Source organism: Stenotrophomonas sepilia, assembly GCF_003244875.1.
In the GTDB taxonomy this organism is placed as follows: Bacteria; Pseudomonadota; Gammaproteobacteria; order Xanthomonadales; family Xanthomonadaceae; genus Stenotrophomonas; species Stenotrophomonas sepilia.
The window spans coordinates 20,871-42,436 of the sequence record NZ_LXXZ01000109.1; the positions used below are offsets into that span (position 1 = coordinate 20,871).

21 protein-coding genes are annotated in these 21,566 nt (G+C 67.1%); 7 read left to right on the plus strand and 14 right to left on the minus strand.

Features of this window, described 5'->3' with window-relative positions; translation table 11 throughout:
- Window positions 1–47 precede the first annotated feature (47 nt).
- Complete coding sequence (locus A7X97_RS20925; RefSeq protein ID WP_072166826.1) at window positions 48–1,856, minus strand: DUF885 domain-containing protein; 1,809 nt, start codon at window positions 1,854–1,856, stop codon at window positions 48–50.
- Between the two features lie 112 nt (window positions 1,857–1,968).
- Between A7X97_RS20925 and A7X97_RS20930 the strand changes: the two genes are divergently transcribed.
- Together A7X97_RS20930 and A7X97_RS20935 are read left to right on the plus strand one after the other, a co-directional pair.
- Window positions 1,969–2,325, plus strand: coding sequence for a GFA family protein (locus A7X97_RS20930; RefSeq protein WP_072166825.1), 357 nt, complete (start codon window positions 1,969–1,971; stop codon window positions 2,323–2,325).
- Window positions 2,322–3,134 carry a DUF4349 domain-containing protein gene (locus A7X97_RS20935; protein ID WP_111008401.1) on the plus strand — a complete coding sequence of 271 codons (813 nt, stop codon included), beginning with the start codon at window positions 2,322–2,324 and terminating at the stop codon, window positions 3,132–3,134. Before A7X97_RS20930 ends, A7X97_RS20935 begins: the two co-directional genes overlap by 4 nt.
- Before the next feature lie 31 nt (window positions 3,135–3,165).
- Here A7X97_RS20935 and A7X97_RS20940 read toward each other — a convergent pair whose 3' ends face one another.
- A complete protein-coding gene (locus A7X97_RS20940) occupies window positions 3,166–3,459 on the minus strand; it encodes a hypothetical protein (protein ID WP_005415831.1) in 294 nt (97 codons plus the stop codon).
- A gap of 68 nt (window positions 3,460–3,527) precedes the next feature.
- Window positions 3,528–4,472 carry a LysR substrate-binding domain-containing protein gene (locus tag A7X97_RS20945; protein ID WP_072166823.1) on the minus strand — a complete coding sequence of 315 codons (945 nt, stop codon included), beginning with the start codon at window positions 4,470–4,472 and terminating at the stop codon, window positions 3,528–3,530.
- Between the two features lie 115 nt (window positions 4,473–4,587).
- On the opposite strand from A7X97_RS20945, the gene A7X97_RS20950 reads away from it, so the two are divergent.
- Window positions 4,588–5,460, plus strand: coding sequence for a DMT family transporter (locus A7X97_RS20950; protein ID WP_111008402.1), 873 nt, complete (start codon window positions 4,588–4,590; stop codon window positions 5,458–5,460).
- 273 nt (window positions 5,461–5,733) lie between these two features.
- A complete protein-coding gene (locus tag A7X97_RS22285; RefSeq protein ID WP_281268058.1) occupies window positions 5,734–5,865 on the plus strand; it encodes a hypothetical protein in 132 nt (43 codons plus the stop codon).
- 160 nt (window positions 5,866–6,025) lie between these two features.
- Here A7X97_RS22285 and A7X97_RS20960 read toward each other — a convergent pair whose 3' ends face one another.
- On the minus strand, window positions 6,026–6,928 hold the full coding sequence (locus tag A7X97_RS20960) for a peptidylprolyl isomerase (RefSeq protein WP_111008403.1): 903 nt from the start codon (window positions 6,926–6,928) through the stop codon (window positions 6,026–6,028).
- Window positions 6,929–7,064: 136 nt separating this feature from the next.
- On the opposite strand from A7X97_RS20960, the gene A7X97_RS20965 reads away from it, so the two are divergent.
- Together A7X97_RS20965 and A7X97_RS20970 are read left to right on the plus strand one after the other, a co-directional pair.
- Complete coding sequence (locus A7X97_RS20965; RefSeq protein WP_004150914.1) at window positions 7,065–7,430, plus strand: PadR family transcriptional regulator; 366 nt, start codon at window positions 7,065–7,067, stop codon at window positions 7,428–7,430.
- On the plus strand, window positions 7,427–8,416 hold the full coding sequence (locus A7X97_RS20970) for a sensor domain-containing protein (protein ID WP_061480675.1): 990 nt from the start codon (window positions 7,427–7,429) through the stop codon (window positions 8,414–8,416). The genes A7X97_RS20965 and A7X97_RS20970 overlap by 4 nt, the downstream gene beginning before the upstream one ends.
- Window positions 8,417–8,526: 110 nt before the next feature.
- Here A7X97_RS20970 and A7X97_RS20975 read toward each other — a convergent pair whose 3' ends face one another.
- A complete protein-coding gene (locus A7X97_RS20975) occupies window positions 8,527–9,834 on the minus strand; it encodes a polyhydroxyalkanoate depolymerase (RefSeq protein WP_061480170.1) in 1,308 nt (435 codons plus the stop codon).
- Between the two features lie 93 nt (window positions 9,835–9,927).
- Window positions 9,928–10,518 (minus strand): class I SAM-dependent DNA methyltransferase, encoded by a 591-nt coding sequence (locus A7X97_RS20980; protein WP_111008404.1) that lies wholly within the window; start codon window positions 10,516–10,518, stop codon window positions 9,928–9,930.
- A 187-nt stretch (window positions 10,519–10,705) separates the two neighbouring features.
- Here A7X97_RS20980 and A7X97_RS20985 point away from each other — a divergent pair, with 187 nt between their 5' ends.
- Window positions 10,706–11,161, plus strand: coding sequence for a CopD family protein (locus tag A7X97_RS20985; RefSeq protein WP_053497082.1), 456 nt, complete (start codon window positions 10,706–10,708; stop codon window positions 11,159–11,161).
- Window positions 11,162–11,436: 275 nt separating this feature from the next.
- On the opposite strand, the gene A7X97_RS20990 is transcribed toward A7X97_RS20985, so the two are convergent.
- From A7X97_RS20990 to lpxD, 8 genes are all read right to left on the minus strand, one after another.
- Entirely contained in the window at window positions 11,437–12,396 is a 960-nt protein-coding gene (locus A7X97_RS20990; protein WP_072166817.1) for an acetyl-CoA carboxylase carboxyltransferase subunit alpha, read from the minus strand.
- 113 nt (window positions 12,397–12,509) lie between these two features.
- Window positions 12,510–13,379 (minus strand): YajG family lipoprotein, encoded by an 870-nt coding sequence (locus A7X97_RS20995; protein ID WP_088496935.1) that lies wholly within the window; start codon window positions 13,377–13,379, stop codon window positions 12,510–12,512.
- 56 nt (window positions 13,380–13,435) lie between these two features.
- Window positions 13,436–17,023 (minus strand): DNA polymerase III subunit alpha, encoded by a 3,588-nt coding sequence (gene dnaE, locus A7X97_RS21000; RefSeq protein ID WP_072166815.1) that lies wholly within the window; start codon window positions 17,021–17,023, stop codon window positions 13,436–13,438.
- A gap of 236 nt (window positions 17,024–17,259) precedes the next feature.
- Window positions 17,260–17,919, minus strand: coding sequence for a ribonuclease HII (locus A7X97_RS21005; protein WP_049416727.1), 660 nt, complete (start codon window positions 17,917–17,919; stop codon window positions 17,260–17,262).
- Window positions 17,916–19,118 carry a lipid-A-disaccharide synthase gene (gene lpxB, locus A7X97_RS21010; RefSeq protein ID WP_227836671.1) on the minus strand — a complete coding sequence of 401 codons (1,203 nt, stop codon included), beginning with the start codon at window positions 19,116–19,118 and terminating at the stop codon, window positions 17,916–17,918. Before lpxB ends, A7X97_RS21005 begins: the two co-directional genes overlap by 4 nt.
- Before the next feature lie 53 nt (window positions 19,119–19,171).
- Window positions 19,172–19,963: an acyl-ACP--UDP-N-acetylglucosamine O-acyltransferase gene (gene lpxA / locus A7X97_RS21015; protein WP_005415844.1), complete on the minus strand. Its 792-nt coding sequence runs from the start codon at window positions 19,961–19,963 to the stop codon at window positions 19,172–19,174.
- A 16-nt stretch (window positions 19,964–19,979) separates the two neighbouring features.
- On the minus strand, window positions 19,980–20,438 hold the full coding sequence (gene fabZ / locus A7X97_RS21020; RefSeq protein WP_005415845.1) for a 3-hydroxyacyl-ACP dehydratase FabZ: 459 nt from the start codon (window positions 20,436–20,438) through the stop codon (window positions 19,980–19,982).
- Window positions 20,435–21,457, minus strand: a complete 1,023-nt coding sequence (gene lpxD / locus A7X97_RS21025; RefSeq protein WP_065177436.1) for a UDP-3-O-(3-hydroxymyristoyl)glucosamine N-acyltransferase — start codon at window positions 21,455–21,457, stop codon at window positions 20,435–20,437. Before lpxD ends, fabZ begins: the two co-directional genes overlap by 4 nt.
- Window positions 21,458–21,566: the final 109 nt, after the last annotated feature.

The following is a 21,566-nucleotide window of genomic DNA, read 5'->3' on the forward strand; positions in this document are numbered from 1 at the left end:
GGCCCGGGTTTCCCCGGGCCGCTCCGCTTCGTCTCACACCGTCCCGATCACTCGATTGGCTGGTCCAGCATCAGCTGGCGGGCGAAACGCACCGGCGGCGCGCCGTAGGACAGCACCTGGTCGTGGTACGCCTTCAGGTTGAACTTGTCGCCCAGCTTCTCCTGCACTGCCTTGCGGGTGTCGAAGTGTTCCTGCGCACCGACGAAGTAGGTCGGCAGCTGTGCCGACGTCAGCTGCGCGCGCACCCACTTGCCGGCCGCTTCGCTTTCCTGCTGGAACGCGTCGTGGGTCATCAGGTGCATCGCCTTTTCGCGATCCCAGTTGTCCACGTGCACGCCCTGGTCGAGGATCGCGTTGGAGATGGTGCGCAGGTAGAACTTCAGCTGCACCAGGTGGAACAGCGGATCGTTGTTGAGGTAACCCTGCTCCTGCATCATGCGCTCGGTGTAGACCGCCCAGCCTTCGGCGAACAGGCCCGAACGCAGCACCGCACGCAGGGTCGAGGGGAACTTGGCCGAGTGCCAGCCTTCCAGGTAATGGCCCGGAGTACCTTCATGGATGCTGAGCAGGTGGATCATGCGCGAGTTGTACTCACGCAGGAACGAGTCGACCTGCTTCTCGCTCCAGTCGTCCGGAATCGGCGACACGGCGTAGAAGGTCTTCAGGTTCTTGTCCAGCGGGCCCGGCGAATCGCAGTAGGCCACGGCCACGCCACGCTGGAATTCCGGCATCAGGATGATGTCCACCGGCGCATCGGGCAGCGTCATCAGATCGTGCTCGCGCACGAACGCGGTGGACTGCTCCAGCGCGGCCTTGGCATCGTCAACAACCTTGTCGCGTGCCGGCTTGTCGGCGTAGGCCAGTTCCAGCGCGGCCTCGATCGCCTTCTGCTGCTGCTCGTCGGTCGGCTGGGCCGGCATCTCCGGTGCACCCGGCTTGTCCTTCAGCACGGTCTGCGCGATACCGTACATGTCCTCGCGCACGCGCTTGAGTTCGGCGCGCGCACGCTCACCGATCTCCTGGCGAGACAGCGAGGAGCTCAGCGCGAATTTCAGCTTCTGGTCGTACTTCTCCGCACCGATGCGGAAGTCGCCCTTGGCGTTCGGCACCAGGGTCTTGTCCAGCCAGGTCTGCTGCTCGTCCACGGCCTTCTTCAGGCCGTCGATGGCCGCCTGCAGGCGCTGCTGGTCGGCCTGCGGCAGTTCGCCGATGTGCGGGGTGATGAAGGTATCGACGATGCTGAGGATGCCCTTGTTCTGCTTGGCAACGGTCTCGGCATGGATCTTCGGCACGCGGGCCGGATCCAGGTTCTCGCGCGCCTGGGCGAAGATCGCCGGCAGCTTTTCCATGCGCGCGGTGGCCGCCTTCAGGCGCTCCGGCAGCGGTGCGAACTCGCGCGCCATCAGGCCGTAGATCGCGCTGCCGGCGATACCGTTGTACAGCTGCGGGTCCCACTTGCCGGACTGCAGCACTTCAGCGTTCCAGATTTCCGACTGCAGCTGGTTGCGCAGGATCGCCGCGTCCACCTGGTTCTCGCGGCCCAGCTTGGCCACTTCGATCTTGTCCAGCTCGCCCAGCAGCGCCTTGTAGGCGGCCACGGTCTTCTGCTGGCCGGCGGCGCTCAGGTCGTCCAGCTCGCTGTCGTAGCGGTGGTCACCGATCTGGGTGGCGCTGACCGGCGACAGCTGCATCCAGGTGTCCATGGCGCGCTTGGACAGATCGGCGAAGGCGGCATCGACCGCCGCGTCACCTGCCTGCTGGCTGGCGGCCGGGGTGGAAGCGTTGGTCGGGGCGTCGGCCGGCTGGCAACCGGCCAGCGCGGCGACCAGGGCGAGGGCAAGAAGATGCGGGCGCATCGGCATTCCTGTACGGGGTCAAACCCTGAGCATAGGGCCCCGTTGCTGCTTTGTCCCCGTGCCATAGGATTACCATGGGCCGATTCAAGGACCCTCCAAAGGAGCGCAGGACATGGAATACCAGGGAAGCTGCCATTGCGGCAGGATCGCATTCACCGTGCAGGCCGAGGCGCCGATCAGCGACGTCATCGACTGCAACTGTTCGATGTGCCGGCGTCGCGGCAGCCTGCTGTGGTTCGCCCCGCGTGCGGCGTTCCAGCTGGCCACCGATCCGGCTGACGTGGCCACCTACCACTTCAACAAGGCCCACATCGACCACCACCACTGCCGCGAATGCGGTATCGCGCCCTACAGCGAAGCGGTCGATCCGCGTACCGGCACACCGATGGTGGCGGTGAACGTGCGCTGCGTGCCGCAGGTCGATCTGGCGGGCCTTTCGGTGACCTCCTACGACGGAGCGGCACTGTGAGGCCGGTGCGAGCGTGGACGCGCAGGGCGGCGCTGCCGGTACTGCTGCTGGCGCTGGGCGCCTGCGCCAAGCAGGGCGACATGGTGGGGGATGCGGGCGCCACGGCCGCCGAGGCTGCCATCGCGTCGCCGGAAGGCGCATTCCTGGCCTACGAACATGACGTGCAGGTGCAGCTGGAAGCGGCGCAGATAGCACCGCGCATCCAGCAGATCGCTCAGGCCTGCCAGAGCGCGAAGTTCGGCGACTGTGCAGTGTTGCAGGTCGAGCAGCACGGCGGCGAGCAGCCCAGCGGCGAGGTCAAGGTGCGCGTCGCGCCGAAGGGTACCGAGCCGCTGATCGCGATGGCTGGTGAAGGCGGCAAGCTGCAGTCGCGCAATACGCGCGCCGAGGATCTCGCGCAGGCGGTGGCCGACACCGCGCTGACCAAGGCGCGGCTGGAGAAGGAACACGCACGGCTGCTGTCCTACCAGGACCGCAAGGACCTGAAGATCGAAGACCTGATGGCGATCACCACGCGCCTGTCGGAGATCGAAGCGGGTGTCGAGCAGGCCGACAAGGATGCCGCGCAGCAGCGCCGGCGCATCGATACCCAGCTGGTGGCGATCCACTTCGACACCACCTCTGGCCAGCGCAGCCGCAGCGAGATCGGTGAGGCGCTGAGCGAGTCGGGCGGCATCCTCAGCACCAGCATCGCGTTCCTGATCCGCGCTGCGGCCGCACTGCTGCCGGTGGCGGTGCTGGCCTTGATCGCGGCCTGGGGTGTGCGGGCATGGTGGCGTCGCCGCCGCAAGCTACCGCCCAACCGCTGAGGTGAAGGCTGATGCCGGCCGTCAGCCGGCATCAGCCCTCGTCGGTCTCGTACTCGACGAACACATCCAGCTCCAGCGCCAGTTCCTGCACCGCATCGCGCACCTTCTGCGCGGTGCTTTCATTGCCGACTTCCACTTCCAACTCGTGGATGCCCGGGCCGATGTCATCGGACAGCCCGGCCGAACTGGAATCGTCGTCGTCCATATGCGGCATCAGGTCGTCGGTTTCCTCGACATGTTCGATGCCGTCCAGGCCGAGCAGCAGGTCGCTGATGGCGCGGGCGTCGTCTTCGGTTCCGGTGATGCGCAGTCGCAGCATGGCCATGGCATAGGTACGTTGTGGGTTCGCCAGCAGCCTAGCCAGCGTGAGGCAAAGAACGGGTGAGGGCGCAGTCAGGCGTGCGTCGCCGGCCGCCCGAGCAGGCTGTCCGGCAATGCCGGGATCGGCGTGCGCTCGTCCTGCGCCTGTTCCAGCAACCAGTCGATGAACAGGCGCGCGGCCGGGCTCGGCGGTTGCCCTTCTGCGTGCACCACGTGGTAGGCATAGCGTGCCTTCAATGCCGGACCGGGCAGGCGCACCACCTCGTAGCGCTGCAGGTAGGGCTGGGCGATGTGGGTGCGCGCCAGCACCGCGCCCATGCCATACACCGCCGCACGCATCGCGTCGGTGCTGTCGGCGAACGTGTGCATCGGCGGCAGGGGCGACGGTGGGCGCACGCCGGCGTGGCGGAACCAGTCACGCCAGCCCTGCGGCGACAGGTCGGTCAGCAGCGGCAGGCCGGCGATGCGCGCCGGATCAACCAGTGCTTCGACCCCGGCCAGCGCCGGTGAGGCCACCGGGAACAGGAAGTCATCCATCAGGTGCTGTGCACGCAGGCCCGGCCATTGGCCCAGCCCGTAGCGGATGCCGACTTCCGGTCCGTTGTCGTCGTAGCGATCCAGCCCGCTGCCGGTGTGCAGCTCGATGCGGATGTGTGGATAGGCCTGGGTAAAGCGTGGCAGTCGCGGCAGCAGCCAGCAGTACGAGAGCGAGCGCAGCGTGGTGATCCGCAGCGGCACGCTGTCGGCATCCGGTTGCAGGTGATGGGCCACCGCCGCGACATCGGTGAAGGCGGCGCTGGCGGCGTCGGCCAGCTGCCGGCCCTCGGCGGTCAGGCGCACGCCGCGGGCGTGGCGCAGGAACAGGCGAACTTCAAGTACTTCTTCCAGGCGGCGCACGTGGTGACTGACCGCGCTGGCGGTCAGGTGCAGCTCCTGCGCGGCCTGGGCGAAATTCTGGTGGCGTGCGGCGACCGCGAATACGGCCAGTGCGGGGAGCAGGGAAGGACGGAGCAGCATGTCGAGCCTCAAACCATACTTGTGGCTGACAGCGATACTACGCGCTTGTGCGGCGGGCGTCTGCGCCTGATCCTGTCTGCCTTGGCGAGGAACAGACGATGGACGGAGGCAGGACATGAATGCGATCCCACAGGCGGCCGAGCGCGACTGGCGCACGCCGCTGGAATTGACCCTGCTGGGCGCCATCTGGGGCTGCTCGTTCCTGTTCATGCGGGTGGCGGTGCCGTCGTTCGGCCCATTCGCGCTGGTCGAGGTGCGGCTGGTGCTGGGCGCGCTGGTGCTGCTGCCGTTCCTGTGGCGCGCTCGCGCGCAGTTCCCGCCGCGCCGCTGGCTGTGGTTGGCACCGATCGGCCTGATCAACTCAGCGCTGCCGTTCGTGCTGTTTGCCTACGCCGCCGAGCAGGCGCCGGCCGCGATCGGTGCGATCTGCAATGCGATGACGGTGCTGTTCGCCGCGCTGATCGCGTTCCTGTTCTTCGGCGAGAAGATCGGCATGCGCCGTGCCGGGGCGCTGCTGGTCGGCTTCGCCGGCGTGGTGGTGCTGGCCGCGGCCAAGGTTTCCGGCCTGAGCATCGGCACCGCAGTGCTGGCCGGTGCGGCGGCATCGCTGCTGTACGGCCTGGGCGTGAACCTGGTGAAGCGGCACATGACCGGGTTGCCGTCGGCCGCCGCCGCGGCGGCAACGCTGTCGTGCGCCTCGCTGTGGATGCTGCCGATGGCGGTCAGCCACTGGCCGCAGGCGGCGATCCCGCTGAAGGCCTGGGGCGCTGCGATCGCGCTGGGCGTGGCCTGTACCGGCTTGGCGTTCCTGATGTTCTATCGCCTGATCGGTCGTATCGGCCCGTCGCGGGCGTCGACGGTGACCTACCTGATTCCGTTGTTCGGTGCGGCGTTTGCGTGGTTGTTCCTGGGGGAGGCGGTGACGGTGCAGATGTTGATTGCGGGTGTGTTGATTCTGGGTAGCGTGGCGGTGAGTCAGAAGGGCTGAGACGTTTTTTGCACGTGGCACGTGCTGAAGGTGCTTCACTGTTCATGGGCGTTACTTTTCTTTGTACGCAAAGAAAAGTAACCAAAAGAAACGTTCCGCCGGCCGCGAGCCGGTGCTGCGCACCGGTGCCCTGCGCTCCTCCGCCCGTCGAGGGACGGCGCGCGAACTCGCTGCGCTCAGACACCCGCGCCTCTTCGCCCTCGCCGGACCTGCGGTGCTCGGCTCGCTCAAGGCGGACTGGAAGGTCAAGATCAACAGCAAGAGCATCCACGCATGGCGTGGATCTACTGGGTGCAGCTGTGGCCTTTGAACTGGGTCCGCCTTGAGCGAGCCGAGCATCGCAGGGGAATCAGGGGCGAAGAGGTGCCGATGTCTGAGCGCAGCGAGTTCGGCACCGTCCCCTGATTCACCGAGAAGCGCAGGGGACCGGCGTGCGAAGCACGGCGGCTCGCGACCCGGCGGCGCGTTTCTTTTGGTTACTTTTCTTTTCGCGCGAAAAGAAAAGTGACGCCCATGAACAATGAAGCCCCTTCAGCACGCGCCTCGCGCAGAATCCGCGACGGCGTTACTTCACCGGCACCGGAATATTGCAGAGGTCGATATGCCCCGCCGGGCGCTTGTAGAAATCATCCACGCGGTTGCGCCGCGCCTCCACCGTATCGGCAAAGGTCTTCGAGTCGGTACGCAGTACCTGGATCGGCGTGCGCTCGGCCGCCGGCACATCGCTGGCGCGGCGGATCGACATGATCGGCGTACGCAGCTTCGGGTCGGTGTAGAAGCCCATCGGCGCCGGTCCGCGCGGCGTTGCGCTGAGCAGCTCCATGCCCTTCAGCACGCGACCAACCAGCGTGATGTTGCGGTCGAGCTGGCGCGGTGACTGCCCGGTCACCACGTACAGTTCGGCGCCGATGCTGCTGTCTTCCTCGTTGCTGCGGCCGGCACCGAGCATGCCGTAGCAGTGCGCCAGCCAGGTCTTGCCGGCCTGCGGGTCCTGGCCGACCGGGAAGCCGTCGACGAATCCGGTCTGTGCGGCCCAGCCATCGCGATCCGGCAGCACGTTGACCTTCAGGCCGGCGCTGGCGCGTTCGAACTCGGCCGGCAGCTTGCGCGCGGCGCTGCCGAACGGCCTGGCCTTGGCCGCGTCATCGGCGTCGGCATCGCCGAACTGCACCACGAAGTTGTCCTGCGAGCGGTAGATGCTGGTGCTGTCCCAGAAGTGCTCGTGGGCGAAGGTCTGGATGTTGGCGACATGGCGCGGGGCGAACTGCGGCGCCAGCTCGATGATCACCCGCCCGGCCGGCAGGTCCATGTACAGCAGGTTGGCCGGGTCGGGGGTGCGCCAGTCGCTGGCGGCCGAAGCGTCCAGGATCTGCTGCGGGCTGCGGTAGGGCGTGGCCGCGCTGGCCATGGCGGGCAGCAGGCAGGCGAGGGCAAGGGCGGTCAGGGCAAGGCGACGACGGTGCGGCATGGGAACCCCGGAACATGAACAAGGCTTCGATTCTGCGCGAGCAATTCGGTCACGCCAACCGGCGGAGTGACTAACGACACATTCGCTATACCGAACTTCGCACTACTGTGGACTTCAACGTAGTGGAGGGCCGGCCATGTCCGAGGACGATGTCCACCTGAAGAAGTTCCAGAAGGAGCTCAGCGCCGGAACGGTGTCGCTGGCCCTGCTGGCGGTGCTGGCCCGGGCCGGGGAGCCGCTGTACGGCTACCTCATTGCCAAGGAGCTGGAGCGGGTGGGCGAGGGCGTGCTGAGCGGCAAGCAGAGCGCGCTGTACCCGGTACTGCGCAACCTGGAGGGCGCCGGCCTGCTGGAAAGCCATGTGGAGCCGTCCAGCAGCGGGCCGCCGCGACGCTACTACCGCATCAATGAACGTGGCCGCGAGGTGCTGGCGCAGTGGCGCCAAGCGTGGCAGGCCACCCGTGATTCCGTCGATTCCGTGTTGGAGGGGGTACCGCAATGAACGACCCGAGCCTGGCAGGCCGTGCCCTGCCCACCACCATTCCGCAGTACCTGGCGCAGCTGCGCGCGGCGCTGGAGGGCGCCGATCCGGCGATGGTGCAGGACGCGCTGTACGACGCCGAGGAATACCTGCGTTCGGAGCTGGCAGCACAGCCCGGCCGCAGCGAGGCCGAGGTGATCGCCGATGTTGCCGGCAGCTATGGCGCGCCGGACGAAGTGGCCGACATCTACCGCGAGACCGAAGTGACGGTGAACCGCGCGCTGCGTACGCCGCGTGCGGATACCGCGCCGGTACTGCGTGCCGCCGCCGAAGCCAGCGGCGTCGAACCGGCTGCGCCGCCGCCGGCGCCAGTGCAACGCTCACTGCTGGCGCGCTTCTTCGGCGTGGTGGCCGATCCGCATACCTATGGCGCGCTGTTCTACATGCTGCTGTCGCTGGCCACCGGCATCTTCTTCTTCACCTGGGTGGTGACCGGCCTGTCGCTCTCGCTCGGCCTGTTGATCCTGATCGTCGGGATTCCGCTGACCGTGCTGTTCTTCGGCTCGGTGCGCGGGCTGGCGCTGCTGGAAGGGCGGCTGGTGGAAGCATTGCTGGGCGAGCGCATGCCGCGCCGTCCGCGCTACACCGACCGTAGCCGCACGTGGCTGCAGCGCATCGGCGACATGTTCACCGATGGCCGTACCTGGCTGACCCTGCTGTACTTCGTGCTGATGCTGCCGTTGGGCGTGGTCTACTTCACCATCGCGGTGACGCTGCTGTCGCTGTCACTGGGGTTCATCTGGGCGCCGGTGGCCGCGCTGTTCAGCGGTGACATTCCGGGTGTCTACGTCGATGGCGTGAACGTGTTGCCGATGGCCGCCTCGCCGCTGGTGGGCATCGTGATCGCAGCCGTGGGCGTGCTGCTGCTGCTGTTGACGATGCACCTGGCACGGGGCATCGGCAAGCTGCACGGGCTGATTGCCAAGAACCTGCTGGTGCGGTTGTAACAGGCCAGGGGTCGGATCCCTGTTCGCAGAACAGGGCTCTGACCCCGGATCCCATCATGCTGGGTCAGAGCTCTTTCCGTTGGAAAGGGATCCGACCCCACCGCGGGGAGTTACCCCGCCTTTCGCCGCAACGGAGTGACGTTGCTCTTCTTCTTCGTGGCCTTTGCCGCCGGTGCCTCGGCATGCGCAGCGAAGAAGTCGCGGACCTTCGGGTACACCACTTCGCGCCAGCGACGGCCGCTGAAGATGCCGTAGTGGCCGGCGCCTTCGACGATGAAATGCTCGCGGCGGTCAGCAGCAATGCCGGTGCACAGCGCCTGCGCTGCTTCGGTCTGGCCGAGGCCGGCGATGTCGTCCAGTTCGCCCTCGATGCTCAGCAGCGCGGTATCGCGGATCGCCGACGGATCGACCTTCTCGCCATTGACCACCCACTCGCCACGCGGCAGCAGGAAGTCCTGGAACACCACGCGGATGGTATCCAGGTAGTACTTGGCCGGCATGTCCAGCACCGCGTTGTACTCGTCGTAGAAGCGACGGTGCGCGTCGGCGTCTTCCAGGTCCCCCTTGACCAGGTCGGTGTAGAAATCCCAGTGCGAACTGAAGTGGCGGCTGGGGTTCATCGACAGGAAGCCGGCGTGCTGCAGGAAGCCCGGATACACGCGGCGGCCGGCGCCGGGATAGCTGGCCGGCACGGTGTGGATGACGTTGTTCTCGAACCACGACAGCGGGTTCTGCGTGGCCAGGTTGTTCACTGCGGTCGGGCTGCAGCGTGCATCGATCGGGCCGCCCATCATCACCAGGGTGCGCGGTGTCGGCTCGCCACGGCTGGCCATCAGCGAAACCGCGGCCAGCACCGGTACCGTCGGCTGGCACACGCTGACCACGTGCAGGCGTTCGACGCCCAGATGGCGGATGAACTCCTGGATGTAGGCGATGTAATCGTCCAGGCCAAACTCGCCTTCGTTGGCCGGCACCATGCGCGCGTCCACCCAGTCGGTGACGTACACACGGTGGTCGCGCAGCAGCGTGCGCACGGTATCGCGCAGCAACGTGGCGTGGTGCCCGGACAGCGGTGCCACGACCAGCACGAACGGCTGGTTGAGCATGGTGTGCAGCTGTTCGGCTTCATTGCTGTGGCGCTTGAAGCGCAGCAGCTTGCAGAACGGCTTGCTCACTTCCTCGTGCACGACGATCGGCACGCGCTCGCCGTCGACCTCGATTTCGTTGATGCCCCACTCGGGCTTCTCGTAATCCTTGCCGATGCGGTGGAACAGCTCATTGACCGCCGCCAGGCGATCGGCGCCGGGCATCTGCGACCACCAGTGGCCCGGGTTGGCGAAGAATCTGGCGTTGGCCTGGGCCTGGTGCACCCAGGGGGCGAGCAGGTTGCGGGTCAGTTCGTGCAGTTGATAGAGCATGACGACCGAATATGTATGGTCATATGTTGCCGCGCAGCATATCCCATCCGGGTGTCCCGCAGGTTAAGTTGGCTGAAAATAATGAATCTGGATTCACATCCGTTCCAGCGCGGCGGCATCGCCTGCCAGGGCGGGGCCGAGCCAGCAGTGCGACCCGACCGGCTGCAGGCCGTGCCGGGCCAGCGTCCGCCGATACCAGCGTGCTGGGCGGGCCTGGAAGCCGTCGTGGTCGCCTTCGAACGCGTCCTCGGCGGCGAAGGTCTCCAGGAAGGCCACACCGCCGGTCAGCTCGGCCACGCCGGACAGGCCGGCGCGCAGCTCGCGGTCGGGCACGTAGTGCATCACGTCCGAACACACCAGCAGGTCGACCGGGGCGCAGGGCCGCAGCCAGGCGAAGTCGCCGAAGCTGGCCAGGTGCAGGTTGCGGGTGCGGCCATAGCGGCGCACAGCGTACTCGCTGCTGTCGAAGCCCAGGTATTCGACCTTCGGACGCAGCTTCAGCAGCGGTGCGCGCCAGGCGCCTTCGCCGCAGCCGATGTCCAGCACATTGCGGATCGGTCGTTCGAGGTAGTACTCGGCACTGGCCACCGCCAGGGCAACCTTGCGCGCCAGGCGGGCGCTGCCGCCGATGTCGGCGCGGCGGTACCAGCGTTGGAAGTAGGCGGCGTCGTAGGTCTTGTCCATGGGGCGGTGCGCGATCGGGGAAAACGGCGCCTATCGTACGGTGTTGCGCCCCCGGGTGTTGCGGACCCGCAGTAGAGCCACGCCATGCGTGGCTGTCCTGATGCGGCGATTGGACGCGGCAGCCACCCAGGAGGTGGCTCTACTGCGACAATGGGCGCCCATCTACGCCAGCCGCCGGAGCGAGCGCATGCAGAGCTACTACTGGGTCAAGACCTTCCACATCGTATTCGTGGTGGCGTGGATGGCCACGGTGTTCTACCTGCCGCGCATCCTGGTCAACCTGGCCGAGACCGCAGGCCAGCCGGCGGTGACCGAGCGCCTGCAGCTGATGGGCCTGCGCCTGTACCGTTTCGGCCACTCGATGTTCGGCCTGGCCTTTGTGCTGGGCCTGGTGCTGTGGCTGGGCTACAAGGTCATCCCGGATTTCCCGACCATGGTCGCGCCGGGCGGCGCTGGCTGGCTGCACGCCAAGCTGGGCCTGGTGGTGGTGCTGCTGGTGTATTTCAGCTGGATCGGCCGTCTGTTGAAGGGCGTGGCCAAGGGCAGGGCGCTGCCGTCGTCGCGCGCGCTGCGCTGGATCAACGAGATCCCGCTGCTGGCGTTCATTCCGATCGTGTGGCTGGTGCTGGCCAAGCCGTTCTGAACGGGGCGCGCAGCGCATCGCACAGATGCATCCACGCATGGCGTGGATCTACTGGGTGCAGCTGTGGCGTTTGATGTTCAGGTCCGCCATGAGCGAGCCGAGCATCGCAGGTGAAACAGGGGCGAAGAGGCGCCGATGTCTGAGCGCAGCGAGTTCGGCGCCGTCCCCTGATTCACCGAGAAGCGCAGGGAACCGGTGCGTGGCACCGGCTCGCGTTCGGCGGCGTGTTCTTTGGTTACTTTCTTGCACCAGCAAGAAAGTAACAAGCCGATGAATCAGGCCGCTTCGTACGTACCGTAACTGCGCAGGCGCGCGTAGCGCTGCTCCAGCAGCTGTTCGGTGGACAGCTTCTCCAGCGCGTCCAGCTCGTTCAGCAGCACGGCCTTCAGGCGCTTGGCCATCTGCGTCGGGTTGCGGTGGGCGCCACCGGTCGGCTCGCGCACGACCTTATCGACCAGGCCCAGGCTCTTCAGGCGCGGGGCGGTCAGGCCCAGTTGTTCGGCCGCTTCCTTGGCCTTGCCCGCGTCCTTCCACAGGATCGAGGCGCAGCCTTCCGGGGTGATGGTCGAGTACACCGCGTATTCCAGCATCACGGTGCGGTCGCCCACGCCCAGCGCCAGCGCGCCGCCGGAGCCGCCTTCACCGATTACGGTGCAGATGATCGGCACCTTCAGCTCGGCCATCTCGATCAGGTTGCGCGCGATGGCCTCGGACTGCCCGCGCGATTCGGCGTCGATACCCGGCCAGGCGCCGGCGGTGTCGATCAGGGTCAGCACCGGCAGGCCGAAGCGCTCGGCCATCTTCATCAGGCGCAGCGCCTTGCGGTAACCCTCCGGCTTGGGCATGCCGAAGTTGCGCTTGATCTTTTCCTTGGTATCGCGGCCCTTCTGGTGGCCGATCACCATTACCGCGCGGCCATTGATGCGGGCCAGGCCGCCCATGATCGCCTTGTCGTCGGCGAAGGCGCGGTCACCGGCCAGCTCCTGGAACTCATCGAACATGACGCGGATGTAGTCGGCGGTATACGGACGCGACGGGTGCCGGGCCAGCTGCAGCACCTGCCACGAGGTCAGGTTGCGGAAGATCTGCGCGGTGCGCATGCGCAGCTTGTCCTGCAGCGCGTGCACTTCCGCCTCGACATTGACCGCCGGCCCGGCACTGGCGTTGCGCAGTTCCTGGATCTTGGCTTCCAGGTCGGCGATGGGTTGCTCGAAGTCGAGGTAGTTCGGATTCATCGGAAGCCGTCGTGTAAAGAAGGGGGCAATTCTAGCCGAATGCGTGCAAACCACCCGTACGCCTTCGTCTGGAAGGCGACGGTAGCGCAGCCGGGCAGGCGGCGCCAGTCAGCTCAGGGCACCACCAGGGCGCTGCGGCCCATCAACTGGCTGCGCCGGGAAACGAAGTCGTTGTAGGCCTCGTTGGCCTCCCGGCCCAGGCCGCTGCCCAGGGCGGCGGTAGCCGAGGTGAAGGCCATCTGCGCGTCGAAGTCCTGCTTGCGCAGGGCCTTCTGTTCATCGGCGGTGGTGGCCTTCAGCCAGCGGGCATAGACCTCGCGCAGCGGCGCGGCGTGCGCCTCGAAGGCGGGGTCGAGTGCCGGCAGGCTGGCCGGGGCCGGTTCCAGGCTGAACGCCGGGGCCACGTAGCCGGCCGGCTGTTCGCGCTTGAATGCACCGGGTTCGCCCATGCCTTCTTCGACGTAGGCGATGAAATCCGGTGCCGTGAACACCTTGGCCACGATCTGGCCGCCGCTGGCGTCGACGTGGGCCACCACCTTTTCCGTCGGGAAGGGTTCGCGCACGCCGTAGGTCCAGGTCTTGTCGATGAACAGTTCGTGGCTCTTCTCGAACGGGCCCTCGAAGTCGACGCCGCCCAGCTCGATGCCGGCCTTGCCGGTGCCGAAGTTCTTCAGCTTGCTCTCGTCGGTGACATAGACCTCGCGAGCGATCACGTACTCGCTCAGGGTCGGGTTGATCAGGCCGCCGCGGCCATCGACGTAGACGATGAAGCGCACATCGCCGAGCGTGTCGGTGTGCAGGCGATGCTCGCCAATGGCCAGCGAGACCGGGCGCGAGCCGTGCGCAGCCACTGGCAGGTCCTGGCCGTCGATGCTCAGCGCCAGCGGCGTGTCGGTCGGATTGTCGATCTGGAACTCGATCTTCGACGGCGAGCAGGCGGCCAGCGCCAGTGCGGCAACGAACGGGAACAGCAGGGTCTTCATCGGCAATCGTCCTTGATGACTGGAACGGGAAAAGCAGGAACACGAAGCAGCCAGCCTCAGCTGGCCCACGGCGGGCTGTAGCGCACCTTCAGCGTACGTACGGCCGGGTCGGCGCGCAGCGCCTCCATCAGCTTGGAATCGATGCGCACTGCGCTCTGCCCGGAGACATCCAGCATGCCGGCGACACCGCCGTGCGGGCCCTTCAGCAGCAGGTCCAGGCGCAGCGGCGTGCGCCCCGGGCGATGGCGGTCGAGCAGGGCATTGATGCGCTCCCAGACCGGGCGCTGCTGGCGCAGGTCCAGGCGCAGCGACAGCCGCGTGGCGTAGTTGGCGCACACTTCGTCGAAGTCCCAGCACTGGCGGATGCGCAACGCGAAGCCGCCGTTGAATTCGTCCTCACGCAGGCCACCCTTCACCACCAGGATGCGGTCCTTGGTCATCAGGTGGCCGAACTCGGCCATCGCATCGGAGAACGCGCTGCACTCCACCCGGCCGCGACCGTCCTCCAGCTGGATGAAAATCTGGCTTTCGCCCTTGCGGCGCACGCCGACCACCTGGCCGGCCAGCACGGTCTGCACTTCCGGGCGCCAGCGCTTCTCGCCGCCACCGCCGCCGCTGTTGGCGCTCCAGATTTTCTCCACCGAACCCAGGTCGTTGCCTACCAGATCGCGCACATCGTCGCGCCAGGGATCGAACGGGTGGCCGCTGAGGTAGAAGCCCAGCGTATCGCGCTCGCCGTTGAGGCGCTGCAGCAGCGGCCATTCTTCGGCTTCCGGCAGGTCCAGCTGGATCGAAACGGTGCTCGGATCGGGCCCGCCAAACAGCGAATTCTGCCCGGACGCACGCTCGCGTGCCATCTGGTCGGTGGCCTTGATCACTTCCGGCAGCTGCAGCATCAGCGAGGCACGGTTGCGGCCGAGTTCATCGAGCGCGCCACAGTTGATCATCGCTTCCAGCGTGCGCCGGTTGAGCTTGGCCGAGCCGACGCGGGTGCAGAAGTCCAGCAGATCCTTGAACGGTCCGCCCTTCAGTCGTTCCTCGACCACCGCTTCGCAGGCGCCCTGGCCGACGCCCTTGATCGCGCCCAGGCCGTACTGGATCGTGTCCGGCGTGACCGCTTCGAACATGAAGGCCGACTGGTTCACCTTCGGCGGCAGCACGGTCAGGCCGAGGTTGCGCACCTCGTCGAGGAAGCCAACCACCTTGTCGGTGTTGTCCAGGTCCGAAGACAGCGTGGCCGCCATGAACTCGGCCGGGTAATGGCGCTTCAGCCAGGCGGTCTGGTAGCTGACCAGTGCGTATGCAGCGGCGTGCGACTTGTTGAAGCCATAGCCGGCGAACTTCTCCATCAGGTCGAAGATTTCGTCGGCCTTGGGGCCGTCGACGCCGCCCTTGGCTGCACCTTCGCGGAAGATCTCGCGGTGCTTGGCCATTTCCGCCGGCACCTTCTTGCCCATCGCGCGTCGCAGCAGGTCAGCGCCGCCCAGCGAGTAGCCGCCGACGATCTGCGCCATCTGCATCACCTGCTCCTGGTACACCATGATGCCGTAGGTGTCCTTCAGGATCGCTTCGGTGCGCGGATCGGGATAGATGATCTCTTCCTGGCCGTGCTTGCGCGCGTTGAAGGAGGGAATCAGATCCATCGGGCCGGGGCGATACAGCGACACCAGCGCGATCAGGTCTTCGAAGCGGTCGGGGCGCGCGTCCTTCAGCAGGCGGCGCATGCCCGAGGACTCGAACTGGAACACCGCGCCGGTGTTGCCGTTGGCGAAGATGTCCTTGTAGGTGGGCGCATCGTCGAGCGGGATCGCGGCAATGTCGACCGGCGGAATGCCCGCGCGTTCGTGGCGCTTGTTGATCGCCTTCACTGCCCAGTCGATGATGGTCAGCGTGCGCAGGCCGAGGAAGTCGAACTTCACCAGGCCCACTTCTTCAACGTCGTTCTTGTCGAACTGGGTGACCGGGTTCTTGCCGAGCCCATTTTCGTCGTGTTCGGCGTACAGCGGGCAGAACTCGCTCAGCGGCTCGGGCCCGATCACCACGCCACCGGCGTGCTTGCCGGCGTTGCGGGTCAGGTCTTCCAGCTGCAGCGCCAGATCGATCAGGTCGCGGACATCGTCCTCGGTCTCATAGCGCTGGATCAGTTCGGCCGAGGCCATTTCCGAGCTCGGGCCTTCCTTGCCCTTGCCCAGCGCATCCTTCAGGTGGATGCCCAGGATGTTCGGGATCAGCTTGGAAACACCGTCGACCAGGCCATACGGGAAGCCGAGCACGCGGCCGGAGTCGCGCACCACCGCCTTGGCGGCCATGGTGCCGTAGGTGATGATCTGGCTGACGCGCTCGCGCCCGTACTTGCGGGCGACGTAGTCGATCACCTCGTCGCGGCGGTCCATGCAGAAGTCGATGTCGAAGTCGGGCATCGACACGCGTTCCGGGTTCAGGAATCGCTCGAACAGCAGGTTGTACGGCAGCGGGTCCAGGTCGGTAATCTTCAGCGCCCAGGCCACCAGCGAGCCGGCACCCGAGCCGCGGCCGGGACCGATCGGGATGCCCTGGTTCTTGCCCCACTGGATGAAGTCGGCCACGATCAGGAAGTAGCCGGGGAAGCCCATCTTGATGATGGTGTTGAGCTCGAACTCCAGGCGCTCGAAGTACTCCTCACGGGTCTTGCCCGGCGCCAGCGGATTCTTCTCCAGGCGCTCTTCCAGGCCGTCGCGCGACATCTTCTGGATCCAGGTGTCCAGGGTCTCGTCGTCGGGCACCGGGTAGTTGGGCAGGAAGTAGGTGCCCAGCCGCATCTCGATGTTGCAGCGCTCGGCCAGCGCCAGCGTGTTGTCGATCGCATCGGGGATGTCGGCGAACAGCGCGCACATCTCCTCGGCCGACTTCAGGTACTGCTGGTCGCTGTACTCGCGCGGACGCTTGGGATCGTCCAGCACGCGGCCGGTGGAAATGCACACGCGCGCTTCGTGCGCGCTGAAATCCGACGGCGACAGGAAGCGCACGTCATTGCTGGCGACCACCGGCAGGCCGCGCTGGCCAGCGGCCATCAGCGCGAACTGGTTGAAGGTTTCCTCGCCCTCGCGGCCGGTACGGGTCAGCTCCAGGTGCAGGCCATCGCCGAATACGCGCTGCCAGTCGGCCAGCTGCTGCTCGGCCAGTTCATGCTTGCCGTCCAGTGCCAGGCGCCCGGCCAGGCTCTGCCGGCCGGCCAGCGCGAACAGGTTGGCATTGCCGGCCTTCAGCCAGTCCGGGTGGATGGCCACGCCGCCTTCCGGGCGATGGCCTTCCATCCAGGCGCGGGTCAGCAGCCGCGACAGGCTCAGGTAGCCCTCGCGGTCGCGGCACAGCAGGGTCATCCGCCACGGGTCCTGGCCTTCCTCTGCGATCAGCACGTCGGCACCGGCGATCGGCTTGATGCCGACGCCTTCGGCGGCCTTGTAGAACTTGACCAGGGCGAACAGGTTGTTGAGATCGGTCACCGCCAGCGCGGGCAGGCCGAGCTCCACCGAGCGCGACAGCAGGTTGGCCTGCTTGGCCTTCTTCGGGTCCGCCTGGTCCGGCTTGGCCGGCACACGGATGGTGGAGTCCGCCAGCGAGAACTCGGTGTGGACGTGGAGATGTACGAAGCGGGAGTTGGACATGCCGGACCAGGTTGGAGCGCGCGGGCCCCGGGTGCTGACGGAGGTTCGTCGCCGGGGTCGGGAAGCGCTGGAATGCCCGGTCAGGGTAGCGAGGGCAGGGGGTTGCCACAAGGCTTGACAGGGGCAGGGCGTGGCGCCGGATTCAGGCGTGCGGGAGGCCGCCTTCTGTAGAGCCGAGCCCATGCTCGGCTGTCCACAGCAGCGAGCATGGGCTCGGCCCTACAACTCCAGCTGGCTCAGGCGATGGCCGCCGCCTGCGCCAGGTCCAGGCACTCACGCACCGGTGCGAAGCTGCGCCGATGCTCCACGCAGGGGCCGTGCTCGCGCAGGGCGGCGAGGTGGGCCGGAGTGCCGTAGCCCTTGTGCTGCTCGAAGCCGTATTGCGGGTGGCGGGCATGCACATCCTGCATGTAGCGGTCGCGCGAGACCTTGGCCAGGATCGATGCGGCCATGATTGCGCGGTCGATGCCATCGCCGCCGACCAGCGCCTGCGCCGGCAGCACCAGGCCCTTGGGCACCACATTGCCGTCGATGCGGGCGAAGCCGGCCACATGGGCGACCGCTGCAACGACGTCACGCATGCCCTGCAGGGTGGCCTGGTAGATGTTCAGGCGGTCGATGGTGTCCACGTCCACCAGCACCACGTGCCAGGCCAGGGCGCGCTCGATGATGCGGTCATGCAGCTGCTCGCGGCGGGCCGCGGTGAGCTGCTTGGAGTCGTCCAGGCCGTTGATCCGTGGCCGCGCCGGGTCGAACACCACCGCCGCCACCGCCACCGGCCCGGCCAGCGGGCCACGCCCGGCCTCGTCGACGCCGGCCACAAGACGCTCCGGCTCGACCACGGCCACGCCGTCGAACAGGGTCAGGCTGGCTGCGGCGGCGTGACGGCGGCTCATGCCTGGGCCTGGTCGCGCATCAGCAGCTCGCCGACGGCATCGGCGGCACGCGCCGAGGCGTTGCGTCGCAGGCGTTCGTGCAGGCGCACGTAAGTGTCCTGCAGGTCGCTCACCCGCTGCGGGTGGTCGAACCACTGCTGGATGGCCGCGGCCAGCCTGTCCGGCGTGCAGTCGTGCTGCATCAGTTCCGGTGCCAGGTCCTGCCCGGCCAGGATGTTGGGCAGGGCGAAGCGGTCGACCTTGATCAGGCCAAGCGCCTTCACCAGTCGATAGGTCAGTTCGTTGACACGGTAACCGACCACCATCGGCCGCTTCACCAGCATGGCCTCCAGGGTCGCGGTACCGGAGGCCAGCACCACCACGTCGGCGGCGATCATTGCGTTGCGCGCCTGGCCGTCCAGCACGTGCGAGTAGGCCACCGGCAGCGCCGAGCGCGACAGCTGTTCTTCGATCAGCTGCCTGCAGGCCGGGTTGGCGGCAGGCACCACCACGTGCAGGCCCGGAATGCGTTCGGAGACCTGCCAGGCCGCTTCGAAGAACGGCTCGCCCAGGCGCGAGATCTCGCCGAGGCGGCTGCCCGGCAACACCGCCAGCACCTTGGCCGAGGCTGGCAGGCCGAGCGCGGCGCGTGCTTCCTCGCGGTTGCCCTGCAGCGGAATGTCATCGGCCATCGGGTGGCCGACGAAGCGCGCGTCGATGCCGTGCCGGGCATAGATCGGCGGCTCCATCGGGAACAGGCACAGCACCAGGTCGGCGCTGCTGCCGATCTTCTCGGCGCGCTTTTCGCGCCAGGCCCAGACTGACGGGCTGACGTAATGCACGGTGCGCACGCCGCGCTGTTTCAACCAGCGCTCGATGCCCAGGTTGAAGTCGGGGGCGTCGATGCCGATGAACACGTCCGGCTGCCAGTCCAGCGCACGCTGGCGGAACGCCGAGCGCAGCTTGAGCAGGCGTGGCAGGTGGCGCAGCACTTCGGTCAGGCCCATCACCGCCAGCTCGCTGGCATCGTGCCAGGTCTGGCAGCCGGCGCTGCGCATGGCATCGCCGCCGATACCGGCGAACTCGGCATTCGGGAAGCGCGCCTTCAGTTCACGCACCAGGCCCGCACCGAGCAGGTCGCCGGAGGCTTCACCGGCAACCAGCGCGATCCGCAACGGGCGCTCGCTGAGCACCCGCTGTGCGGGAACGCTGCCGGCCATCGAGGCCAGCGGGATCACCGCGGCGCCGGCCGGCGCCTGGCCGGTCGAGCTGCTCATCGCAGCAGGGGCCTCTCGGCGTGCTCGATGAAGTCCAGCATCGCCTTCACGTCGTCGCTGTCACGCGCCTGTTCGGTCAGCTGCACCTTGGCCTCTGCCAGCGGCAGGCCCGCGACGTACAGCGTGCGGTACGCACGCTTGATGGCCGAAATGCGGTCAGCGTCGAAGCCGCGCCGCTTCAGGCCTTCGCTGTTGATGCCACGCGGGCGTCCCAGCGAATCGGTGCCGACCATGGTGAACGGCGGTACATCACCATTGGTCAGCGCGCCCATGCCGAGGAAGGCATGCGCGCCGATGCGGCAGAACTGGTGGGCACCGGCGAAGCCGCTGATGATCACGTAGTCGCCCACGGTCACGTGGCCAGCCAGAGTGGTGTTGTTGGAGAACACGCAGAAGTTGCCGACATGGCAGTCGTGTGCCACGTGCGTGTAGGCCAGCATCCAGTTGTCGTTGCCGATGGTGGTGATGCCGCCGCCGCCGCCGGTGCCACGGTTGAGCGTGACGAACTCGCGGAACACGTTGCGATCGCCGATCACCAGTTCGGTACGCTCGCCGCCGAACTTCTTGTCCTGCGGCTCGCCACCGATCGCGGCATGGCCGACGAAGCGGTTGTCGCGGCCGATCCGGGTCGGGCCGTGGATGCTGCAATGGGGGCCCACCACCGTGCCGGCACCGATTTCAACGTCGGGGCCGATCAGGGTGAAGGCGCCCACCTGGACATCGTCGGCCAGGCGTGCGGCCGGGTCGATGACGGCGGTGGGGTGGATCCGCGGTGCGTTGTCAGTCATTGCTGCCTCCAGTGGATCAGCCCTTGGCGCCGGCACACATGACCTCGGCCGACGCGACGACTTCGCCGTTGACCTTGGCTTCGCCGTAGTACCAGCCCATGTTGCGGATCAGGCGCTTCATCTGCACGTCCAGCATCAGCACGTCACCGGGCACGACCTGCTTGTTGAAGCGGGCGTTTTCCACCTTGACCATGTAGAACAGCTTGGACTGCGCATCGCGGCCGAGCGTGAGCTGGGTCATGACACCGCCAGCCTGCGCCAGCGCTTCGATGATCAGCACCCCGGGCATGATCGGGCGGCCCGGGAAGTGGCCCTGGAAGAACGGCTCGTTGATGCTCACGTTCTTCTGCGCCAGGATCCGCTTGGCCTCGACGTCGAGTTCGAGCACCCGGTCCACCAGCAGGAACGGGTAGCGATGTGGAAGCAGTTCCTGGATCTGGCAGACGTCGATCGGAAGCTGCAGCGAATCGTTCATTCTTTCTCCTTGCCAGCAGCCAGAACGCGGCGAGCCAATGCGTCCAGCTGCTTGAAACGCGCGGCGTTCTTGCGCCACGTGCGGTTGTCGGTCAATGGGGTGCCGGACGAGTACTCGCCCGGCTCATGGATGGAGTTGCGGACCACCGACTTGCCGGTGATCACGACCTTGTCGCAGATCTCGAGGTGGCCGACCACGCCAACGTGGCCGCCGAGCAGGCAGTAACGGCCGATCTTGGCGCTGCCGGCGATGCCGGTGCAGCCGGCAATGGCCGAGTGCGCGCCGATCTGCACGTTGTGGGCAATCTGCACCAGGTTGTCCAGGCGCACGTCTTCGTCCAGCACGGTGTCTTCCAGCGCACCACGGTCGACGCAGGTGTTGGCGCCGATCTCGCAGTCATCGCCGATGCGGACGCCGCCGAGCTGCGGCACCTTGATCCACTTGCCGGCGTCCATCGCCAGGCCGAAGCCATCGGCGCCGAGCACGGCACCGGGATGCACGCGCACGCGCTTGCCCAGCCTGACCCGGGTGACCAGGGTGACCCGTGCGATCAGCTCACAGCCGGAATCCAGGCTGCAGTCCTCGCCGATCACGCTGCCGGTGCCGATGATGCAGTTCTCGCCGACGACGCTGCGCGCACCCACCGAGACGAACGGGCCGATATGGGCGCTGGCCGCGACCTGGGCGCTGGGATCGATCACTGCGCTGGGATGGATGCCCGGCGGGCGGGTCGGCGCGATGTCGAACAGTGCGGCAATCTTGGCGAAGGTGGTGTACGGGTCCTTGGCGACGAGCGCGGCGCCGGGAGCGGACTCGGCGTCGTCGGCACGCAGCACCACCAGCGAGGCCTGGCTGTCGGCCAGCTGGGCGCGGTAGCGCGGGTTGGCAAGGAAGGTCAGCTGGCCAGGACCGGCATGGGCGAGGGTGGCCACGCCATGGATGGCGGTAGCGGGATCGCCATGGACCTGCAGGCCGAACTGCTCGGCGAGTTGCTGGGCGGTGTAGGTGGGAGTATTCACGGCGGGAGTTTAACGTGTGACGCCATTGCGGTCATGCGGGGGGCATATGCAGCCAACGGCAGGGCCCCTCGCGGCCGGCAGAGCCAGTGTCATGGGCTGGGTCGGACGG